We start from the raw sequence: 17,461 nt of genomic DNA on the forward strand, positions 1-17,461 counted from the left end.
ATTGCAAGAGAATAAAAGGAGGAAAGACCCATGGCTAAAGTTCCAGAGCTATCAGAATACCAGTATGGCTTTCATGATCGTGATGTTTCTGTCTATCGATCAAAACGAGGTCTATCCCGGCAAATTGTAGAAGAGATTTCACGAATGAAAAATGAACCAGAGTGGATGCTTGAGTTTCGGCTAAAATCATTAGAACAATTCTTTAAAATGCCGATGCCAGATTCAACAAATAGTCGTTGGTTTTCTATTCTGCCTGGTGAATTAAATTCACTGGATTTTGATGATATTACCTACTATGTGAAACCGTCTGAAAAACAAGGTCGCTCTTGGGAAGAGGTTCCTGATGAGATCAAACAAACCTTTGATAAATTAGGAATTCCAGAAGCTGAACAGAAGTTTCTTGCAGGAGTTTCCGCTCAATACGAATCAGAAGTTGTCTATCATAACATGCAAAAAGAATTAGAAGATCAGGGTGTGATCTTCTGTGATACAGATACGGCTGTACGTGAATATCCAGAGTTGCTAAGAGAGTACTTTGGCACAGTCGTACCCCCATCTGATAATAAGTTTGCTGCTTTAAATAGTGCAGTATGGAGTGGTGGAAGCTTTATCTATGTACCAAAAGGTGTAAAATGTGAAGTTCCGCTGCAAGCCTACTTCCGAATTAATTCACAAAACATGGGACAATTTGAGCGCACATTAATTATCGCTGATGAAGGCAGCTTTGTTCATTATGTAGAAGGGTGTACAGCACCAATCTATAGCACGGATTCCCTTCATAGCGCTGTTGTTGAGATTATTGTGAAAGACCATGCGCGCTGTCGTTACACCACCATTCAAAACTGGGCTCCTAATGTTTATAACTTAGTGACAAAACGTGCAGTTGCGGAGAAAGGTGCTCATATGGAGTGGGTGGATGGCAATATCGGTAGTAAATTGACAATGAAATATCCAGCAGTCGTGATGAAAGGCGAAGGAGCAAAAGCTGATGTTCTCTCCATTGCTGTAGCAGGCAAAGGGCAACATCAAGATGCAGGTGCAAAGGTGACCGCTTTAGCTCCAAATTGTACGGCTACTATCATCTCAAAGTCGATTAGTAAACAAGGTGGGAAAGTTACCTATCGTGGTTTGACCAGCTTTGGACGGAAAGCAGAAGGCTCCAAAGCAAATGTGAAATGTGATACATTAATCCTTGATAATGAGTCCACTTCTGATACGATTCCATACAATGAAATCAAGACGGATAATATTACTTTAGAACATGAAGCGACCGTTTCCAAGGTTAGCGAAGCCCAACTTTTCTATCTAATGAGCCGCGGACTCTCTGAAGATGAAGCAACACAAATGATTATCATGGGCTTTATCGAACCCTTCACCAAAGAACTTCCAATGGAATATGCAGTTGAAATGAACCGCTTGATTCAATTTGAAATGGAAGGTTCAATCGGCTAATAGGAGTTCCAACAGAAAAGCGCCATTTCTATACGCTGAGGATTCAGATAAACGAAGAACCCGATTTTTCACCACACAAAGTGTGGGAATCGGGTTCTTTTATTAGAATTCAACTTATTTTTTATTGAAGATTCGTTTTTCAATAATTTGAAAGTACTGGCTCTGTCCAGTGCTTTTTTGCGTACTTATTCATGTTAAGTATTTAGACTTAGATTAGTTGGGCAAGATTCTTGAAGGTATAGATTATGAATAATTAAATGGTATGCTAAAAATAAAGAATATTACTAGAATAAATAAAAGAGGTGTGAATATGGAAGCCACCAACTTTAAAGAATTATTTGGTCGTTCAGTAGAAGAAATAGAAATGTTTTTAAGAATTGGGAAAATAATGGAACAAGAAGAAAGCTCCACAATTTCTTATCATAAAATACTTGGTGAATTTTGGAAGGATGGAGAAAAAGTAGGCGAAAAACTAGAAGATCAAGATTTACTTGTTTTTCATCGAGATGATTATGATTTCGTCTCAAAAGTTACCCCTACATGGAAATGTGCCCAGGAGCATCAAAGGATTCAAGGGATTTTAAAACAAAACCCTGAACTGAGCCAAGCAATTGATGAGCATTATGAGTATATAGAGAATGATTTTACGAGTTATTATTTTGATTCCATTTATAAGGGTGATTCAAGCTATCTAGCGTATATAAAATTAGATGAATTAGAGAGAATCGGGTCTTTTGTAGAAGGTTGGCATCAAAAAATAATGGGACAACGCTTGGAACTGCATCCAGACCGTTTGAGTGATCAAGAAGAGGAAAGGGGAATATTGGAGATACTGGAGAGAGTTCAAGCTCGAAGAGAAGCGAAATTGGATGTAGAGAAAATCCCATTTGAAATGGAACACAGGCATCATTTATTTTCGAAAATTATGAACACAAACAAGGAAAATGATTTTATATTAAGTAGGAATGAAAATTTACAGAGCATTTATCAAGTCTTTGCCAAAGAGTTGCAAGGATTGATTAATAGGGAAAACCCGAAATATAAGAAGGATTGGCTTCGCAGTCAACCTGTTTTGTTAGGGAGTCCACTTCGTTTCTCAATAGAGGAAATAGAGTCGATGATAAGCTTATATGAGATCGCAAGAGAATCGGGTTCTAATATTGTTGAAGAAAAATCGTTTCGTAAATTTTTAAAAACAGATCAATATGAAATGTCTGGAGCTCTATCTGTATTGGAAAATTTAAAGCTTATACAAGTGGTGGAAACCTCCCAACAAATTCAATTAGAACCGAAATTTGAAAAGATCTATGCATATCTTGAGAAGACGGTTTTACAAGATCCTGAGAGAGGCCCACTCATACAGAAATATCTACAAGAAAATCGTCATCCACGTACAGAGCTATTGAGTGGTTTTAAGTTGAACGGGAGATTTCAATTAGAAGAGATCGAGTTTGTTCATGGAATAATGAAGAAGATTCATTCACAAATTGAACAAGATAAATTAGCAGAATTTCAGCACTCCGACTACGAAGTTCATCGGATAAGAAAGCTAGGAACGGAATTTAGATCCAAAAATAGTAGGTTATCAGAACATTCTTTTGCTCCATTTGAGAGAACTCATCGTCGAAATCTAGATTTTGATATACGGAAAAGTTATTTACCTCAATTAGCAGAGTGGATTGAAACTCATCCAAGGGAAGCGGATCGATGGATCAATATTTATAATCATGTAAGCCGATTTGTAGGAGAAAAACAACAATTACGTGCTCGGTCGTTTTTTCAGAGTGACCGTTGGGGAAGTTCTATTGACATCATAACACCAAATGTTGATAGAGATCGTAATCGATTCTAAAGAACATCATGATACCTTCTCTAACCAGGATTCCAACTTGTCTTAATTGGATCAGTGATCAATACTCACCTTTAGGTAAGTAGATGGCATAAAAGTGCGTACTTACATCATTTTATTGTGGTCTCTATACTTATAAATATAAATTTATTTGTAGGAGGCCTAGGAAATTGAAAACCCTTATTATCGCCGCGCATCCAAATATAGAAGCTTCAATTGTCAACAATAGGTGGATTAAAGAGTTAAGAAAATACCCAGAAAAATACACTGTACATGAATTATATCAGGAGTATCCAGATGAGAAGATAGATATAGAAAAGGAACAACAACGAATTGAATCACATGGGAAGCTAATTTTACAATTTCCGATTCAATGGTTTAATTGCCCACCTTTACTAAAAAAATGGTTGGATGATGTTTTTACGTATGGTTGGGCATATGGTTCAAGAGGGAATCAATTAAAAGATCGTAAAGTAGCTTTAGCAGTAACAGCAGGTATTCGAAAAGCGGAGTATCATCAAGAAGGAAAATATCTTTATACGCTTGATCAGCTGTTAGTGCCATTTGAAACAACATTTCGTTACTGTGAGGCCAATTATCGCTTTTATTTTGCTCATTATGGCAAAGAAAAAAGACCCGGTGGAAATGAAGAAGAAAACTACCGTCTAGAAGCACAAGAATTAGAACAAAGCGCTCGTGACTATATAGCATTCATTGATCAAATATGATGATGTAAAGAATAAAAATATCCTAGATGCTGGATATTTTTATTCTTTGTTTAAAGCAATGGAAGGGTGGTTTTTTTCTCCCCAGTCGCACATCATATTAAGCAATGGGATAAGAGAGCGTCCACGCTCAGAGAGTGAATACTCAACCTTGGGAGGGATTTGGGGGTATTCTTTTCGAATAATCAAACCATCTGCTACAAGCTCTTTTAACATAACGCTTAATGTTTTAAATGAAATTGTACCAATGCTTCGCTTCAATTCATTATGGCGCATCACATTATTTTCAGCTAACCAATATATGATAATCATTTTGTATTTTCCATCGATTAACGATAATGTGTAGCCAAAACCAGTATTCTTGAGAGCGGCTCCACCAGGAACGCAAGTTTTCTCTGTATTTTCCATCATCATTTCTCCTTTATTAAGTAGTTTGGGAAATTTATTCATACATACCACGATCTCAAATTAAATTGAACTATTTGAATGATATATCACAATGATTCATTGATCAGACTGTCTATGCGTTTCGTTAAAATATAAGCCAGCAATTGGTATGTTTTTATATATATATTAGATATTATAATTGTATTTTAGAATAAATTGAGAGGTGAGTCGCATCTGAAGAAACGTATCGGCATCATAGGTAGCAGTGGAGGAAATTTATTTCAATCAGGAGGTAACCTTCCCGAACAATTACTTAATGAAATGTTAAAACAATGTCAGGCTGCTGAATTAGAAATTAAAGAAGTACAATTTATTGCTGCGACTGCATCCATGGATCAAGTCAAGGAGACCACGTCAGGGAGACTATATCGTTTTGATTCAATTCAGCAAAATGTGATCGAAATGGTACATGGCACATTAAAAGAGGTAAATCAGCAAGCCAGAACTATGGATCAGAAAATAGCAGAATTGATTGATGCTGGTGAAATTGATGGTCTCATTATGATGAGTGCCGACCCCAGAGGAGTAAATCAAAAGACCGTTCAGGCAGCAGCAGGGAAGCAGATTCCTATTGTTGGGACAGGTGGAACCTCTATGTCCCTCGTCACCGCAGCAGGCGCCAATGTGATTGCAACGTCTGGGACAACTGGAACGACTAATCGAACACGTGCCATTTCTTTTATTAGCTCGCTTAGTAAACATTGGCAGCTAAAGTATCGCCCGGTAATCGGCACTACAGCAAAAAATGAAATGAATCAAAGTCAACTGCCTTGGCAACGAATTCGTCTACAAGGAATGATGATGGCTGCTTTACCAGGATTTATCGCTTTAGCACTTATTTTAGCTCTCAGTAAAATACCTGGTTTACAAGCATTGGCACCAATTTTTGATTTGTTAATCAAAGCCTTGCCAATCATGTTAGCTGCGATTGCAGCCCGGCAAATTTCAGGATTGGATGAAATTGCCACAGTTGCTGGAATTTTAGCTGGGGTATTATCAGTTGATGGTGGGATTATTGGAGGTATGATTGGTGGAATTGTGGCAGGGTTATTACTCACCTATCTATTTCAGTTAACTGTTCGCTGGAACTTCCCAGCAACCACTGTCAATATTATTGCAGGTTCATTTGCTGGTCTATTGGCAGGATTGCTTGGTAAGTTTTTAATCGCTCCTGCTGCATTGGAGATTGGGAAACTTATTCGTTCAACCATTGAGATACTGATTCATTTTAGTCCAGTTGCAGCGGGTGCAGTTGCTGGGCTGCTCATTTGGCCAGCGATATTAGGTGGTGTATATCATGCAGCCATCTTACCGATTGTACTTTTAGAAATGGAAAAGACAGGCCATAGTTTTTTAGGTGCTGTGGACATGACAGGACTCGTAATGGTGTCTGCGGGAATTACACTAGCCAATATCATTGTTCCAAAGAAAAAGAGTGATGTTGCAGCTGCCTCACCTGGCTTTTTAATTAATATGGGCTTTGGAACCTTTGTCGAAGCTGCCTATCCATTTATGTTTTCCAATCGCATAGTCTTTGCTGGCGCTATTTTCTCTGCAGGCTTTGCGGGGATGTTAGTTGGATTATTTGATGTGCGTGGAACGGCTTATGTTCCATCCTTTACGGCACCGTTTCTATCCAATCATCCTTGGGGCTTTGTGATCGCTATGCTAGGGGGATTATTATCCGCTTTTATCATCACAGCAATAGCTAATCGATTGGCGTCTAGACAGGCAAATCAAGAGGCATCATAATAATTGGAGAAATAAAGATCAAAAAACCAACCGCGTTCAGGTTGGTTTTTGCGTTAAAGTTAGAGGATTTCTCACTCGTAATGATATAATCATCCTGTAAGAATCCGGTATGATGAAAATAGGAAACGAGGGTTGAACATGATTGATTGGATTGGTAAGAACTTTTATTTTATTCTACTTGTGATTTTAGCGATTGGGATTCTTGTGTTCATGGGTAGTGTTGTCATCAATAAGCTATCATTATTTTGATAGCTGGGTAAAATACTGACTTAGCAATTGAATCGCAACTGGAATGGCGGCTTCATTTGGTTGCAGCTTGGGATGGTGGAGACCATACGGAGTGTCAACGCCTAGCCAGAACATCATGCCAGGAATCTCTTCGAGGAAATAGCCAAAATCTTCACCAACCATTGCTTGATTACACTCAAAGACTTGAAGCTGGGTCTCTTTTCTAGCCCAATCTAAAAATGCTTCAGTAATTAAGGAATCATTTTTTACTTGTAAGTAATTTGAGCCCCAGTCGAGTGTAGCTTCACACTGAAAGCTTGTTTGAATTCCTTGGAGAATCTGACTAACCCTATTTTTTACTTTCTCCATCCCTGGTAATGACAGTGTACGAATAGTGCCATTCAAGGAAGCATGTCCAGCAATAATATTTTCTTTTTCACCTGCTTCAATTTTTCCAATGCTCAGTACCACAGAATCCATTGGGTCAACATTTCGTGAAACAATCGAGTGAAGTTGAGTCACTAACTGTGTTAAGGCCACAACCATATCATTTCCTTGATGTGGGTAAGCACCATGACCACTTTTTCCTGTTAAATGAATATTCAGCTCTGAAGTATTGGCGAACAGGATACCAGGACGAGTTGAAATCGTGCCCACTGGATATTCTGGAGCTACATGCAAGGCAAAAATTTGATCAGGTTTCCATCGAATAAATGGCTGGCTAGTGAGCATAGGCAATGCACCGCCTGGGCCTTCTTCTGCCGGTTGGAAGATAAAGAGTAGATCATCCTGAATGGGATGATGAACAAAATGTGTGAGCAGACCTAAGGCGATCGCCATGTGCATATCATGACCACATGCATGCATATGGCCAGGATGTTGGGAGCGGAATTCATAATCAGTCTGTTCCTCGATTGGCAGACCATCAATATCTGTTCGATAACCAATACATTGACGAGAGCGGTACCCTGGAACTTTTACCAGGATACCTGTACGCCATGTCTCCAATTCGAGCCGGTCTTGAGGTAATGATTGGATATAATCGAGTAGTAATTGTTGCGTTTTATATTCTTGGAAACCAAGCTCTGGAATTTGATGCAATTGACGACGTAATTCAATAAAACGATCCACTTCGATCAACCCTTTCATTTACTCGATTGCAAATGTTTTAGTTGCTTCAATTCATTTGTCAAAGCCTTGATAAATAGGTTGATCTCCTCAATTGTTAGCGTAAGTGGTGGCAATAGACGAATCACTGTCTGAGCTGTTACATTTACTAAAAATCCATTGTTAAGCAATCTCTTTTGAATCTCTTTTACTTGTGTGGTCGAAAGTTGGGTGTGAATGCCGATCATCATTCCCCGTCCATCGATCCGCGAAATCACTTGAAACTCTTCCTGTAGATCAGTTAATGCCGACCAAAGTGCATGAACAGAGCGCTGACTCTCTTCTAATAATCCATCATCGAGTAACACATCAAAGACTGCATTTCCTAAAGCAGCACTTAATGGACTGGGAGCGAAGGTAGTACCATGATCCCCGGGCTTGAAAGCATTGGCCACATGATCTTTGGCAATAACCCCGCCTAGTGGAAGTCCTCCACCAATCCCTTTTGCAAACAGGATACAATCTGGATCTAATTGATCTGCTTGATATGCAAATAAAGTTCCAGTGCGACCCATTCCTGTCTGTATCTCATCTATACAGAATAACATCTTATGTTTTTGAGCGATTGATTGGATGAAAAGTAAGTATTCCTTTGAAAGCGAAATAACTCCACCGGAACCCATGATTGGTTCGACCAAGATCGCAGCAGGACGAGATTGTTCACATAATGCTGCTAGCTCAGCCTGGTCTTCCGCCTCTACTTCAAAGATAGGGAAGTCGGGAGCGGGGAAATCTTGATAAACACTGTTCTGCCTGGTGAGACGAAGGGCTCCCAGCGTCCGCCCATGAAAGCTATTTTTTATCACAACAATGCCTTCTCGATCAACTTGATGAAACTGTGTCCATTTATGAATTAACTTGATGAGTGCTTCACTTGATTCTGCGCCTGAATTTGTAAAAAAGACCTTCCCTGTTCCTAAGGTATGTTTTACTAACCTCTGCGCTAGTTTAATGGCAGGTGGATTTAAAAAGTTATTAGAAATGTGTAGATAAAGCTCTAATTGTTGTTGAATCGCTTGCAAGAGTCGTGGATGTCTATGACCAAGTGTATTAACAGCTAAGCCAGTAAATAGGTCAAGGTAGGCTTGATCATGTTCATCGTAAATATAATTCCCTTCTGCACGTTTGATCATCAATGGATAACGCTGATAAGTATTCATCAAATATTGTTGATCGAGCTGCTGCCAATCGGTCATCAGTTGACACCTCTTTATAATTTACGTAATTCTTCAACCAGTTCTGTTTTTGAACGTGTTTGTTCATCGATCTCTTTTATGACACGTGCTGGTGTACCTGCAACAACTGTATTGGCTGGTACATCATCGATCACGACTGCACCTGCTGCCACGACTGAACCTTTTCCAACACGTACACCTTCAAGAATCACTGCATTGGCACCAACCATTACGTCATCTTCAATTATGACAGGCGTTGCAGAAGGAGGTTCAATGACCCCAGCGATGACGGCGCCCGCTCCAATATGACAATTTTTGCCGATTATCCCGCGGCCGCCCACAACAACATTCATATCGATCATTGTGCCCTCGCCGACCTCTGCGCCAATATTGATTACCGCACCCATCATAATCACCGTATTTTTACCAATCGCCACATGCTCACGGATAATGGCACCTGGTTCGATCCGTGCTTCAATCTTTTTTAGATCAAGTAGTGGGACACCAGAATTTCGTCGATCATTTTCAACAACTAAGTCGGAGATTTTGTTCTGATGTCGTAGTAAAATCCCTTCCAGCTCACCCCAATCACCAAATACTGTACCCACATCGCCATTGATAAAAGTTTTAATATTTTCACCAAAGTCAATTGCGGAAAGCTCACCTTTTAAATAAATTTTTACAGGAGTCTTTTTTTCGCTTGTTGCAATAAATTCAATAATTTTATTAGCATCATAAGTTGCCATAGAATATACAATCCCTTCTTCATTCATTATCTACACGAGTATAACATATTGACGGATTGATCCATATGAGGATTTCATAACCTTAAAAGCGTTTCAATATCGGGACTGACAACATAAGATTAAGAGGTAGAAAATAAAAGTTTGACACTCCACACGCATGAAAGCGTGGGATTCTTGAGTCGTTAGCGTCCGCAATCCATTTCCGTTTTGGACAACGCTCAAGTTCAGGGGTGTGCCATCACCCATCCCATGCAGTTAGAATGTACCCGCATGGGTGGCGCACCAATTACCAGTACGCTAGGCTGCTAAACCCGAGTATATTAATGGCTCCGTTGAGATCAGCATGGCAGGTGTGCCCACACTCTTTACATCGAAACTTGAGACCATTTCGATTTACTTTGGCTTGATGTCCATTTTTACAAGTTTGACTCGTATACTTTGGATTCACTAACTCAAAACGAATCCCCACCATCTCAGCCTTGTACTGAATAAACTCTTTGAGTTGGTAGAATGACCATAAATGTAGATTTCTGCCTGGATCCGTTTTCTTTGACTTGGCAGTATTGCGAATATCCGTCAAATCTTCCATGCGAATCACTCCAACACCGTTAGAGATTGCATGATTGACGATTTGACGACTGATATTATGGTTTTGATCTTTCATCCAACGGGATTCTTTGTCTTTGGATTTTTTGATCGCTGGTCGTTTTTTTGCTTGTCCTAGCTTCCTTCTTAGAGGGTAGACTGACCAGTCTGCCCAAGCGCCCCCCAGAGAAGTAGAAGCTTCCTGGGGGCGTTTAATTTATAAAACCATCCCAAAGGATGGCTTATGATATAGCCTTATTTTGCTGTTACAAGCATGGAATCTGCATCTACTAAATGATGAAGTCGGAAGACATGGCGCATACATTGCTGAAATGTTTCTTCATCGCGTCCATCCCAGCACTGGGCGAGTCCATGCCAGTACTGATATTCTAAATCATGATTTTCTAGTTTTTTAACAAACTCAACTCCACGTCGAAAGTAACCAATTGCATCCTCGACACGTTGCATCAGCAGAGAGCATTGTCCTAGCTGGTAAAGTATGTTGGCAGTTTGTTCTATATTTCCAAGTTTCTCCGCGTAATTTAAACCAGTGTGGAAGGTCTGATGGGCTCGCTCTAAACGATCTTGTTTCATATAGAGGATACCTTGGTGCAAGTAGGGAACAATAATTCGTCCATCATTTGTTAGTTTATGTTCTAATTTATGAGCCATTTCAAAGCAAGTATGCGCTAAATCAGTCTCTTTTAGCCCTATGTAAATCACACCTAAAGTGGTCCAAAGTTCAAGCAATGCTTGGTGATGATTATTTCTTTTGGCAATTCGGATTCCTTCAGTTGCATAGTAGATCGCTTCATCGTTCATGCCTGATCGATGGGAAAATTCTGCGCGAAGTGTATAGAAGCTAAGAGCAATTTCTAAGTCCTGTATTAAAGGGATAGACGACCATATACTTTGTATAATCTGCATGCCTTCTGTAATACGTTTTGCTTTTTTTAGCAGGTGGACTTTGTTACAATATAGGGAGAATTTTACAAATTTATTTTCGCCATCTTCAAGGAATGTTTCGATTCCAAGATTGATATACTCAAGTGCTTGTTCAAATTGATTTTGTTGACTGCTGACAAGGCTAAGCATGAGATAACTTGCCGCTTCCATATTGCTTTCTTTATATGGATGTTGTTGTGAAGCACGCAACGCATTGTAGAAAGCACGTTCCGCTTGTTTCCATTTTTCACGTTGGTAAAAGCATTGACCCTTATAGTAGTATGCTTGAGCAATATATGGATGAGTATCCTCTAAGTTGAGATTTTCTAATTCATCTAAAGCATCATCACTTAAACCGATAGCATGTAATGAAGAGATTAAAAGGAATTTAAATTTGATTTTTTGTAGATCATTTTTTTCTTCTATTAACATCTCAGGTAGACGATGTTGTGGAAGATTTAACTTGTTCAATAGATAAGCAATTTTCTCAGGGCTTACATGTGCTACACCGCGCTCAATATTAGAGACAGTAGCAGGGGAAATATTTTCATCAGCAAGATCTTCTAGCCGCAGTCCCCGATCTTTACGAACTTTACGGATGATTTCACCCATTTCATGTAAAGCAAGCTGTTTCATTACGTTCACCTCTGATATTAAAATCTGAATAGTACTAATATATTACACGTTTTTATAAAAATTGGGAATCTATTTTTTTATAAATTTAGCGTATTTCAGATTTTTTTATTTTCATAAAAGTAAAAATTGAGATAAATAACTAAAATTGGATTTGGAGATTGAAAAAATAGATTAGTGGAATAATAATTACATCATTTAATAGAGAAGAGGATATGATATTAGTGGATTTTATTAATGAAATGAAAAGAAGAATCATGAAAGATGGCGTTTTTGATATAGCTGCACAGATGGCATACTATTTTTTACTTTCGTTTTTTCCATTCTTACTACTCACTTTTACATTATTTGCATATTTGCCTGTGAAAACGACTGATATCTTAAATATGATCCGCCCGTTTGCCCCATCAGATACATATGGGATGATCAAGACAAATTTAGTTCATATTCTTGATCATCCCCAAGGTGGTCTTTTATCTATTAGTCTACTTACAACATTTTATATTGCATCACTTGCTTTTCGTTCTGTCATACGCTCTATTAATGATGCATATGAGATTCAGCAGAATCGACCCGTCTGGAAAGAGTTTTTACTTGGATTTGTGACCATGTTTGGTCTGTTATTAGCTTTATTAGTATCACTATTACTTCCTGTCTTTGGTTCTTGGATTGAAACACATATTTTAAAAATGTTTGGGTTGGGGGAAATTTTCCAAGTTTCTTGGTTTTGGATTCGTTGGCTGTTAACAAGTTTATTGTTGTTTGTACTTTTCTTATTTGTATATCTGTGGGGACCCAATATCCCTCTTCGCATCAAGCAGGCAGTACCAGGAGCTATCTTTGCTACTTTTGGTTGGCAAATCTCTTCCCTTGGTTTTGCTTATTATGTTAGTTTTCAACCATATACGACAATTTACGGAAACTTAGGAACGATGATGATTTTACTAGGGTGGTTCTATCTTTCCGCACTTGTTTTAATTCTTGGCGCTCAAATTAATGCAATTATATCTGGACATAAGATTACTCACGATCCTTAACCTCACGATGGATCGATTCTAGCATCTGATGTTTGGTATCCCAAAGTTTCTGCGAAAGGTCAATAGGGTATTCCTCTGGGTTTAAGGTACGCAGATACTCATCCCAAAAATGAGTTAATTGTTGATCGTGAAATTGCCGTATCTCTTGTAAAGTAGGCAGAGAATAGATTCGTTTTCCTTGCTTAAAAATCGGGACAAGTAATGGGACAGCAGAAAAATTTTGGACCCGTTTCCGCTTAAAGGTTTGGATAGGATGAAATAGTGTGAGCGCTTTTTTCTCATCAATTGTTTCATCACTTTCAGTAATGAGGTCTGCATGAGCTTTTTGTGTTTGTTGGTCAATAATTCGATAGACTGTTTTTTTTCCAGGAGTCGTAATCTTTTCCGGGTTGGAGGAGAGCTTGATGGTCGGTTTCCAATTTCCTTGCTCAAAACGCGCAACCATTTTGTAGACTGCACCAAGCGCTGGTTGGTTATATGAAGTAATCAGCTTGGTACCAATGCCCCAGCCATCGATTTGCGCTCCTTGTGCTTTTAAGTTGAGAATTGTATTTTCATCCAAATCGCTAGAAGCAATGATTTTGGTTTGGGTTAATCCTGCCTGATCAAGCATCTGTCTCGACTGTTTAGAAAAATAAGCGAGATCGCCGCTATCTAACCGGATACCTGATAAATTCTTTCCAATTGCTTGTAGCTCTTTGGCTACTTTAATCGCATTGGGGACACCGCTACGCAATGTATCGTAAGTATCTACCAGTAGTGTACAAGAGTCTGGAAATGCTTTAGCATATGCGCGAAATGCTTCTAATTCACTGTGGAAATCTTGTACCCAAGCATGGGAATGTGTCCCGCTGGTAGGAATACCAAACTGTTTTCCTGCTAGGAGATTTGATGTTGCATCAAATCCTCCAATATAGGTGGCTCGTGCTCCCCAGATGGCAGCATCCATTTCTTGAGCGCGTCGAGTGCCAAATTCCAGCAAAAGCTCTCCATCTGTCAGGTGACGAATTCTCGCTGCTTTTGTAGCGATCAATGTTTGAAAACCAATAAAGTTTAGCAGTGCTGTCTCTACTAGTTGTAATTCAACGACATTACCCTCTAAGCGAAGTAGTGGTTCGTTTGGGAAAATAAGCGAGCCTTCAGGAATGGCATCAACATTTCCTTGAAAGCGAAATTGACGAAGAAAATCGAAAAATTCCTCATCAAATTCATCGTTTAAAGAGCGTAGAAAGTTTATATCTTCATCTGAAAAACGAAGGTTTTCTAAGTAATCGATGGCACGCTCAAGACCAGCAAAGACAGCAAAACCATTGCCAAATGGTAATTTACGAAAATAGAGATCAAAGATTCGCCGGTGGTTTGCCGTTCCATTTTTCCAATGTGCATAAGTCATTGTGATCTGATATTTGTCAGTATGTAGGGCGGAAATCATTGATAGCTCCTCTTTCTGTGTTTGAGTGATGAAGCACTTCCATTACGATTTTACCCCAATCCAGACTTTTTTAGATGAATATTTTTCGTTATTTGAGGCTCTGTTCAACAATATGATAGAATGGAAAAAATATCATGTTCTTTATAAGAGTCCAATGAAAGGCGTATACAGATGAACACAATACAAGTGGGTGTCTGTGGATGGGGAGATCACGACCTCTATCCAAAAGGCACAGCATCGACAGAAAAACTCCCCATATACGCACAGTCGTTTCCAGTTGTTGAATTAGATAGTATTTATCATGCAATCCCAGCTCCTGAGCGGATGGAGCAGTGGGCGAGCCGGACACCAGAATCGTTTCGCTTTGTTATAAAAGCTTATCGTGAATTAACGGGACATGGGCGACCAAAAGGTGCGCCTGAGCGAAGCTGGGATCAGTTGATAGATGAGTATCGGGAAGCGATATTGCCAATGAAAGAACAAGGAAAGTGTCAAATGTTATTGTTTCAATTTCCGCCTTGGTATGATTGTTCGCAAAAACACGTTCGTTATTTACGGCGTATTCGTCAAGCTTTTCCAAATGATCCTGTCGCGATTGAATTTCGAAATCAGAGTTGGTTTTTAGATGAGCGGAAAGAGCATACACTTGATTTTCTAAAATCTGAAGCATTTATCCATGTAATATGTGATGAGCCCCAAGCTGGTGATGGCTCGATCCCTCGTGTAATGGCAGTGACCAATCCTAATCAGGTGCTGATTCGATTTCATGGTAGAAATGTTCAAGGTTGGAATAACACTGGAAAACCGAATTGGCGAGATGTACGCTATGCCTATCGCTATAATAAGGAAGAATTATCAGAATGTGCAGATGAGATTAAACGATTAAAGCAAGAATGTAAGCAGATGACCCTGTTATTTAATAACAATTCACAAGGCGATGCTGTTGGTAGTGCAAAGTTGATGGTTGAGCTTTTGGGTCTTGAAATGAAGGGGCTTTCCCCTAGGCAATTGGGGTTATTTGAATGATTCATGATTTGATCTGGATTGCATTGCTTTGGTTGATAGTGGGATGGATTGCAGGTACTTTTGGTAGTCTTGTTGGTTTGGGTGGTGGAGTGATTATTGTTCCAATGTTGCTTTTCTCTGCAACGATTCACCCACAGTTTGCACATATTACACCTGCTATTGCAGTTGGTACATCTATGTTGCTGATCATATTGACGGCTTGTTCCTCATCTTTGTCATATGCCAAACAGGGGAAAATTGACTTTACAGTCGGATGGTTATTTTTTATCGCCTGTGGCCCCGGGGCGCTTATTGGTGCTTATTGCACGCGTTTTTTTCCTGTTGATCGCTTTTATATTGCTTTTTCTCTCTTGATGTTGCTAGTTGCTTTTTTATTGGGTTTAAAAAAGCGTCCACCTACGAAACGTCTCCGTTGGGATGTGCATCGTAGCAAAATAATTGATGGTAAAGTTGTGGAATATGGTTATCACCGATTGAGTGCATTAGGATTAGCATTGTTTGTAGGCTTTTGTTCAGGCTTATTTGGAATTGGCGGCGGTTCATTGCTTGTGCCAATCATGGTAATGCTCTATGGATTTCCACCACATGTCGCTACAGCAACTTCGATGTTTACCATTTTTCTAACATCGATTTTTGGAAGTGCTGCTCATGTAGTACAAGGAAATGTAGATTGGTTTGCAGTTTTATGTCTTGCACCGGGTTCGTGGATCGGCGGTCATTCTGGTGCATGGATTGCTTCCAGACTTCCAAGTCAGAAACTGCTGTTAATCCTTCGTATTTCGTTTATGATTGTTGCCATCCGAATGTTACTAAAAGGACTACATTTGATCTGATATAGATGAGAAATGGGGGAATGTGATGGTTCGTTTCCATCTTCTGCACACAAATGATTTGCATAGTCATTTTGAGCGAGTTGCTTCACTTTATTCCAAAATAACAGAATTTCGAAACCAATGGTCTGAGCAAGGTGATCCTTATTTGTTAGTTGATGCAGGTGATCATATGGATCGAGCGCGTTTTGAGACCGAGGGTACAGATGGACAAATCAATCGTCTCTTGTTAGAGCAATTTGCCTATGATGCGATTACACTTGGAAATAATGAGTTGCTTACGTTTGATAAAGACCAATTAAACAATTTATATCAAGCTGCTCCATTTACCATACTGGGGAGCAATTTGATCGATACACAGCGACAGGAACAACCCAGTTGGTGCAGACGATGGGAGATTTTTAAAAGACAGCAAGTAACAATTGGTTGTTTGGGTGTAACTGTACCCTTTGATGATTACTATGAGCAAATGGGTTGGCGTTTAGATTCCCCATTGGAGACGGTCGCACATGAAGTAAGTCTTTTGCGCTCAAAAGTTGACTTGATCATTGTTCTCTCTCATTTAGGATTAGCATTTGATCGGCAATTGGCAATGGAAGTAAAAGGAATTGATATCATTGTTGGAGGACATACTCATCATCTTCTTCCAAAAGGAGAACAATGCGGGGATACTTTAATCGTTGCTGCTGGAAAGTTTGGTCAATTCTTAGGGCAAGTAACAATTGAATTAGATGATCAGATGAAAGTGCAAAGTAGCTCGGCTAAATGTATTGAAGTAGAGCATGACCTGGTAGAACCGACCATTCACAAGATGCTTACTCATGCAACAACAAACGCTGAACAGCAACTTTCAGAAACTGTAGTAAATCTTTGTGAACCATTATTAATAGATTGGTATCAAGAATCGACTTTTGCGAACCTACTAGCAGATAGCCTTGCCGATTGGACAGGTGCAGGGTTAGCACTTGTAAATAATGGGCAACTTCTTGAATCACTACCTCAAGGAGATGTAACCCGTCAAGATTTACATCGTGTTTGTCCTCACCCGATCAATCCAGTACTTTTAACATTAAAAGGGCAGGTAATTCGCCAAACAATCGAACAATCGCTGTATCCAGAGTTTCAGCAACAAGAAATTCGCGGATATGGGTTCCGTGGTGAGAAATTGGGCAGGATAGCTGTATCAGGGTTTGTTGTCCATCTGGATGGGCAGTTCGTGACACGAATTGAAGCAGATGGACAATGTTTAGTGGATGATCAAGAATATCTTGTCGCTACCATAGATATGTTTACTTTTGGTGTAGGTTATGTAGATTTGGCAGTAGGTAAAGTGGAAAAAATTTTTATGCCAGAGGTATTACGCGATTTACTTTATGATCATTTGAGTAAAAAAGATGCAAGAAAGAGAGCAGAAGTGTTACGATTTAGGTAA

At 39.3% G+C, this 17,461-nt stretch carries 14 protein-coding genes and 1 pseudogene; 8 read left to right on the forward strand and 7 right to left on the reverse strand.

Annotated features, from left to right (window positions below):
* The first annotated feature begins 30 nt into the window (after positions 1 to 30).
* From sufB to BUB71_RS13615, 3 genes are all read left to right on the forward strand, one after another.
* Positions 31 to 1,452, forward strand: coding sequence for a Fe-S cluster assembly protein SufB (sufB, locus tag BUB71_RS13605; RefSeq protein ID WP_073155537.1), 1,422 nt, complete (start codon positions 31 to 33; stop codon positions 1,450 to 1,452).
* A 310-nt stretch (positions 1,453 to 1,762) separates the two neighbouring features.
* Entirely contained in the window at positions 1,763 to 3,304 is a 1,542-nt protein-coding gene (locus BUB71_RS13610; RefSeq protein WP_073155541.1) for a hypothetical protein, read from the forward strand.
* Between the two features lie 167 nt (positions 3,305 to 3,471).
* Positions 3,472 to 4,029 (forward strand): NAD(P)H-dependent oxidoreductase, encoded by a 558-nt coding sequence (locus BUB71_RS13615; RefSeq protein WP_073155545.1) that lies wholly within the window; start codon positions 3,472 to 3,474, stop codon positions 4,027 to 4,029.
* Positions 4,030 to 4,068: 39 nt separating this feature from the next.
* Here BUB71_RS13615 and BUB71_RS13620 read toward each other — a convergent pair whose 3' ends face one another.
* A complete protein-coding gene (locus BUB71_RS13620; protein ID WP_422785148.1) occupies positions 4,069 to 4,434 on the reverse strand; it encodes a winged helix-turn-helix transcriptional regulator in 366 nt (121 codons plus the stop codon).
* A gap of 195 nt (positions 4,435 to 4,629) precedes the next feature.
* Here BUB71_RS13620 and BUB71_RS13625 point away from each other — a divergent pair, with 195 nt between their 5' ends.
* Positions 4,630 to 6,225 (forward strand): PTS sugar transporter, encoded by a 1,596-nt coding sequence (locus BUB71_RS13625; RefSeq protein ID WP_245815636.1) that lies wholly within the window; start codon positions 4,630 to 4,632, stop codon positions 6,223 to 6,225.
* A 240-nt stretch (positions 6,226 to 6,465) separates the two neighbouring features.
* On the opposite strand, the gene BUB71_RS13630 is transcribed toward BUB71_RS13625, so the two are convergent.
* From BUB71_RS13630 to BUB71_RS13650, 5 genes and pseudogenes are all read right to left on the reverse strand, one after another.
* The gene (locus tag BUB71_RS13630) at positions 6,466 to 7,590 is read right to left on the reverse strand and encodes an N-acetyldiaminopimelate deacetylase (RefSeq protein ID WP_422785149.1); all 1,125 of its coding nucleotides are present in this window, start codon (positions 7,588 to 7,590) and stop codon (positions 6,466 to 6,468) included.
* An 8-nt stretch (positions 7,591 to 7,598) separates the two neighbouring features.
* Positions 7,599 to 8,816, reverse strand: coding sequence for an aspartate aminotransferase family protein (locus BUB71_RS13635; protein WP_073155557.1), 1,218 nt, complete (start codon positions 8,814 to 8,816; stop codon positions 7,599 to 7,601).
* Positions 8,817 to 8,830: 14 nt separating this feature from the next.
* On the reverse strand, positions 8,831 to 9,541 hold the full coding sequence (dapD, locus tag BUB71_RS13640) for a 2,3,4,5-tetrahydropyridine-2,6-dicarboxylate N-acetyltransferase (RefSeq protein WP_073155562.1): 711 nt from the start codon (positions 9,539 to 9,541) through the stop codon (positions 8,831 to 8,833).
* 286 nt (positions 9,542 to 9,827) lie between these two features.
* Positions 9,828 to 10,277, reverse strand: a pseudogene (locus BUB71_RS13645) (RNA-guided endonuclease TnpB family protein); the annotation flags it as partial.
* Positions 10,278 to 10,381: 104 nt separating this feature from the next.
* Positions 10,382 to 11,707: a helix-turn-helix transcriptional regulator gene (locus tag BUB71_RS13650; RefSeq protein WP_073155565.1), complete on the reverse strand. Its 1,326-nt coding sequence runs from the start codon at positions 11,705 to 11,707 to the stop codon at positions 10,382 to 10,384.
* Positions 11,708 to 11,928: 221 nt separating this feature from the next.
* Here BUB71_RS13650 and BUB71_RS13655 point away from each other — a divergent pair, with 221 nt between their 5' ends.
* Entirely contained in the window at positions 11,929 to 12,741 is an 813-nt protein-coding gene (locus tag BUB71_RS13655; RefSeq protein WP_175552371.1) for a YihY/virulence factor BrkB family protein, read from the forward strand.
* On the opposite strand, the gene BUB71_RS13660 is transcribed toward BUB71_RS13655, so the two are convergent.
* Positions 12,725 to 14,173 (reverse strand): nicotinate phosphoribosyltransferase, encoded by a 1,449-nt coding sequence (locus BUB71_RS13660; RefSeq protein ID WP_073155571.1) that lies wholly within the window; start codon positions 14,171 to 14,173, stop codon positions 12,725 to 12,727. The genes BUB71_RS13655 and BUB71_RS13660 overlap by 17 nt on opposite strands.
* A 171-nt stretch (positions 14,174 to 14,344) precedes the next feature.
* On the opposite strand from BUB71_RS13660, the gene BUB71_RS13665 reads away from it, so the two are divergent.
* Genes BUB71_RS13665 through BUB71_RS13675 form a run of 3 tightly spaced genes read left to right on the forward strand, consistent with a single transcriptional unit; the run spans position 14,345 to position 17,461 of the window.
* Entirely contained in the window at positions 14,345 to 15,199 is an 855-nt protein-coding gene (locus BUB71_RS13665; RefSeq protein WP_073155573.1) for a DUF72 domain-containing protein, read from the forward strand.
* Positions 15,196 to 16,032: a sulfite exporter TauE/SafE family protein gene (locus BUB71_RS13670; RefSeq protein WP_073155576.1), complete on the forward strand. Its 837-nt coding sequence runs from the start codon at positions 15,196 to 15,198 to the stop codon at positions 16,030 to 16,032. Before BUB71_RS13665 ends, BUB71_RS13670 begins: the two co-directional genes overlap by 4 nt.
* 25 nt (positions 16,033 to 16,057) lie before the next feature.
* Complete coding sequence (locus BUB71_RS13675; protein ID WP_073155579.1) at positions 16,058 to 17,461, forward strand: bifunctional metallophosphatase/5'-nucleotidase; 1,404 nt, start codon at positions 16,058 to 16,060, stop codon at positions 17,459 to 17,461.

The sequence above is a fragment of the Seinonella peptonophila genome (genome assembly GCF_900129355.1).
GTDB lineage: Bacteria > Bacillota > Bacilli > Thermoactinomycetales > Thermoactinomycetaceae > Seinonella > Seinonella peptonophila.

Coding starts and splice junctions, on each gene's coding strand:
- BUB71_RS13620 (WP_422785148.1), bottom strand. CDS start 4,434: ATGGAAAATACAGAGAAAACTTGCGTTCCTGGTGGAGCCGCTCTCAAG.
- BUB71_RS13610 (WP_073155541.1), top strand. CDS start 1,763: ATGGAAGCCACCAACTTTAAAGAATTATTTGGTCGTTCAGTAGAAGAA.
- BUB71_RS13650 (WP_073155565.1), bottom strand. CDS start 11,707: ATGAAACAGCTTGCTTTACATGAAATGGGTGAAATCATCCGTAAAGTT.
- BUB71_RS13635 (WP_073155557.1), bottom strand. CDS start 8,816: ATGACCGATTGGCAGCAGCTCGATCAACAATATTTGATGAATACTTAT.
- BUB71_RS13665 (WP_073155573.1), top strand. CDS start 14,345: ATGAACACAATACAAGTGGGTGTCTGTGGATGGGGAGATCACGACCTC.
- BUB71_RS13675 (WP_073155579.1), top strand. CDS start 16,058: ATGGTTCGTTTCCATCTTCTGCACACAAATGATTTGCATAGTCATTTT.
- BUB71_RS13670 (WP_073155576.1), top strand. CDS start 15,196: ATGATTCATGATTTGATCTGGATTGCATTGCTTTGGTTGATAGTGGGA.
- BUB71_RS13660 (WP_073155571.1), bottom strand. CDS start 14,173: ATGATTTCCGCCCTACATACTGACAAATATCAGATCACAATGACTTAT.
- dapD (WP_073155562.1), bottom strand. CDS start 9,541: ATGGCAACTTATGATGCTAATAAAATTATTGAATTTATTGCAACAAGC.
- sufB (WP_073155537.1), top strand. CDS start 31: ATGGCTAAAGTTCCAGAGCTATCAGAATACCAGTATGGCTTTCATGAT.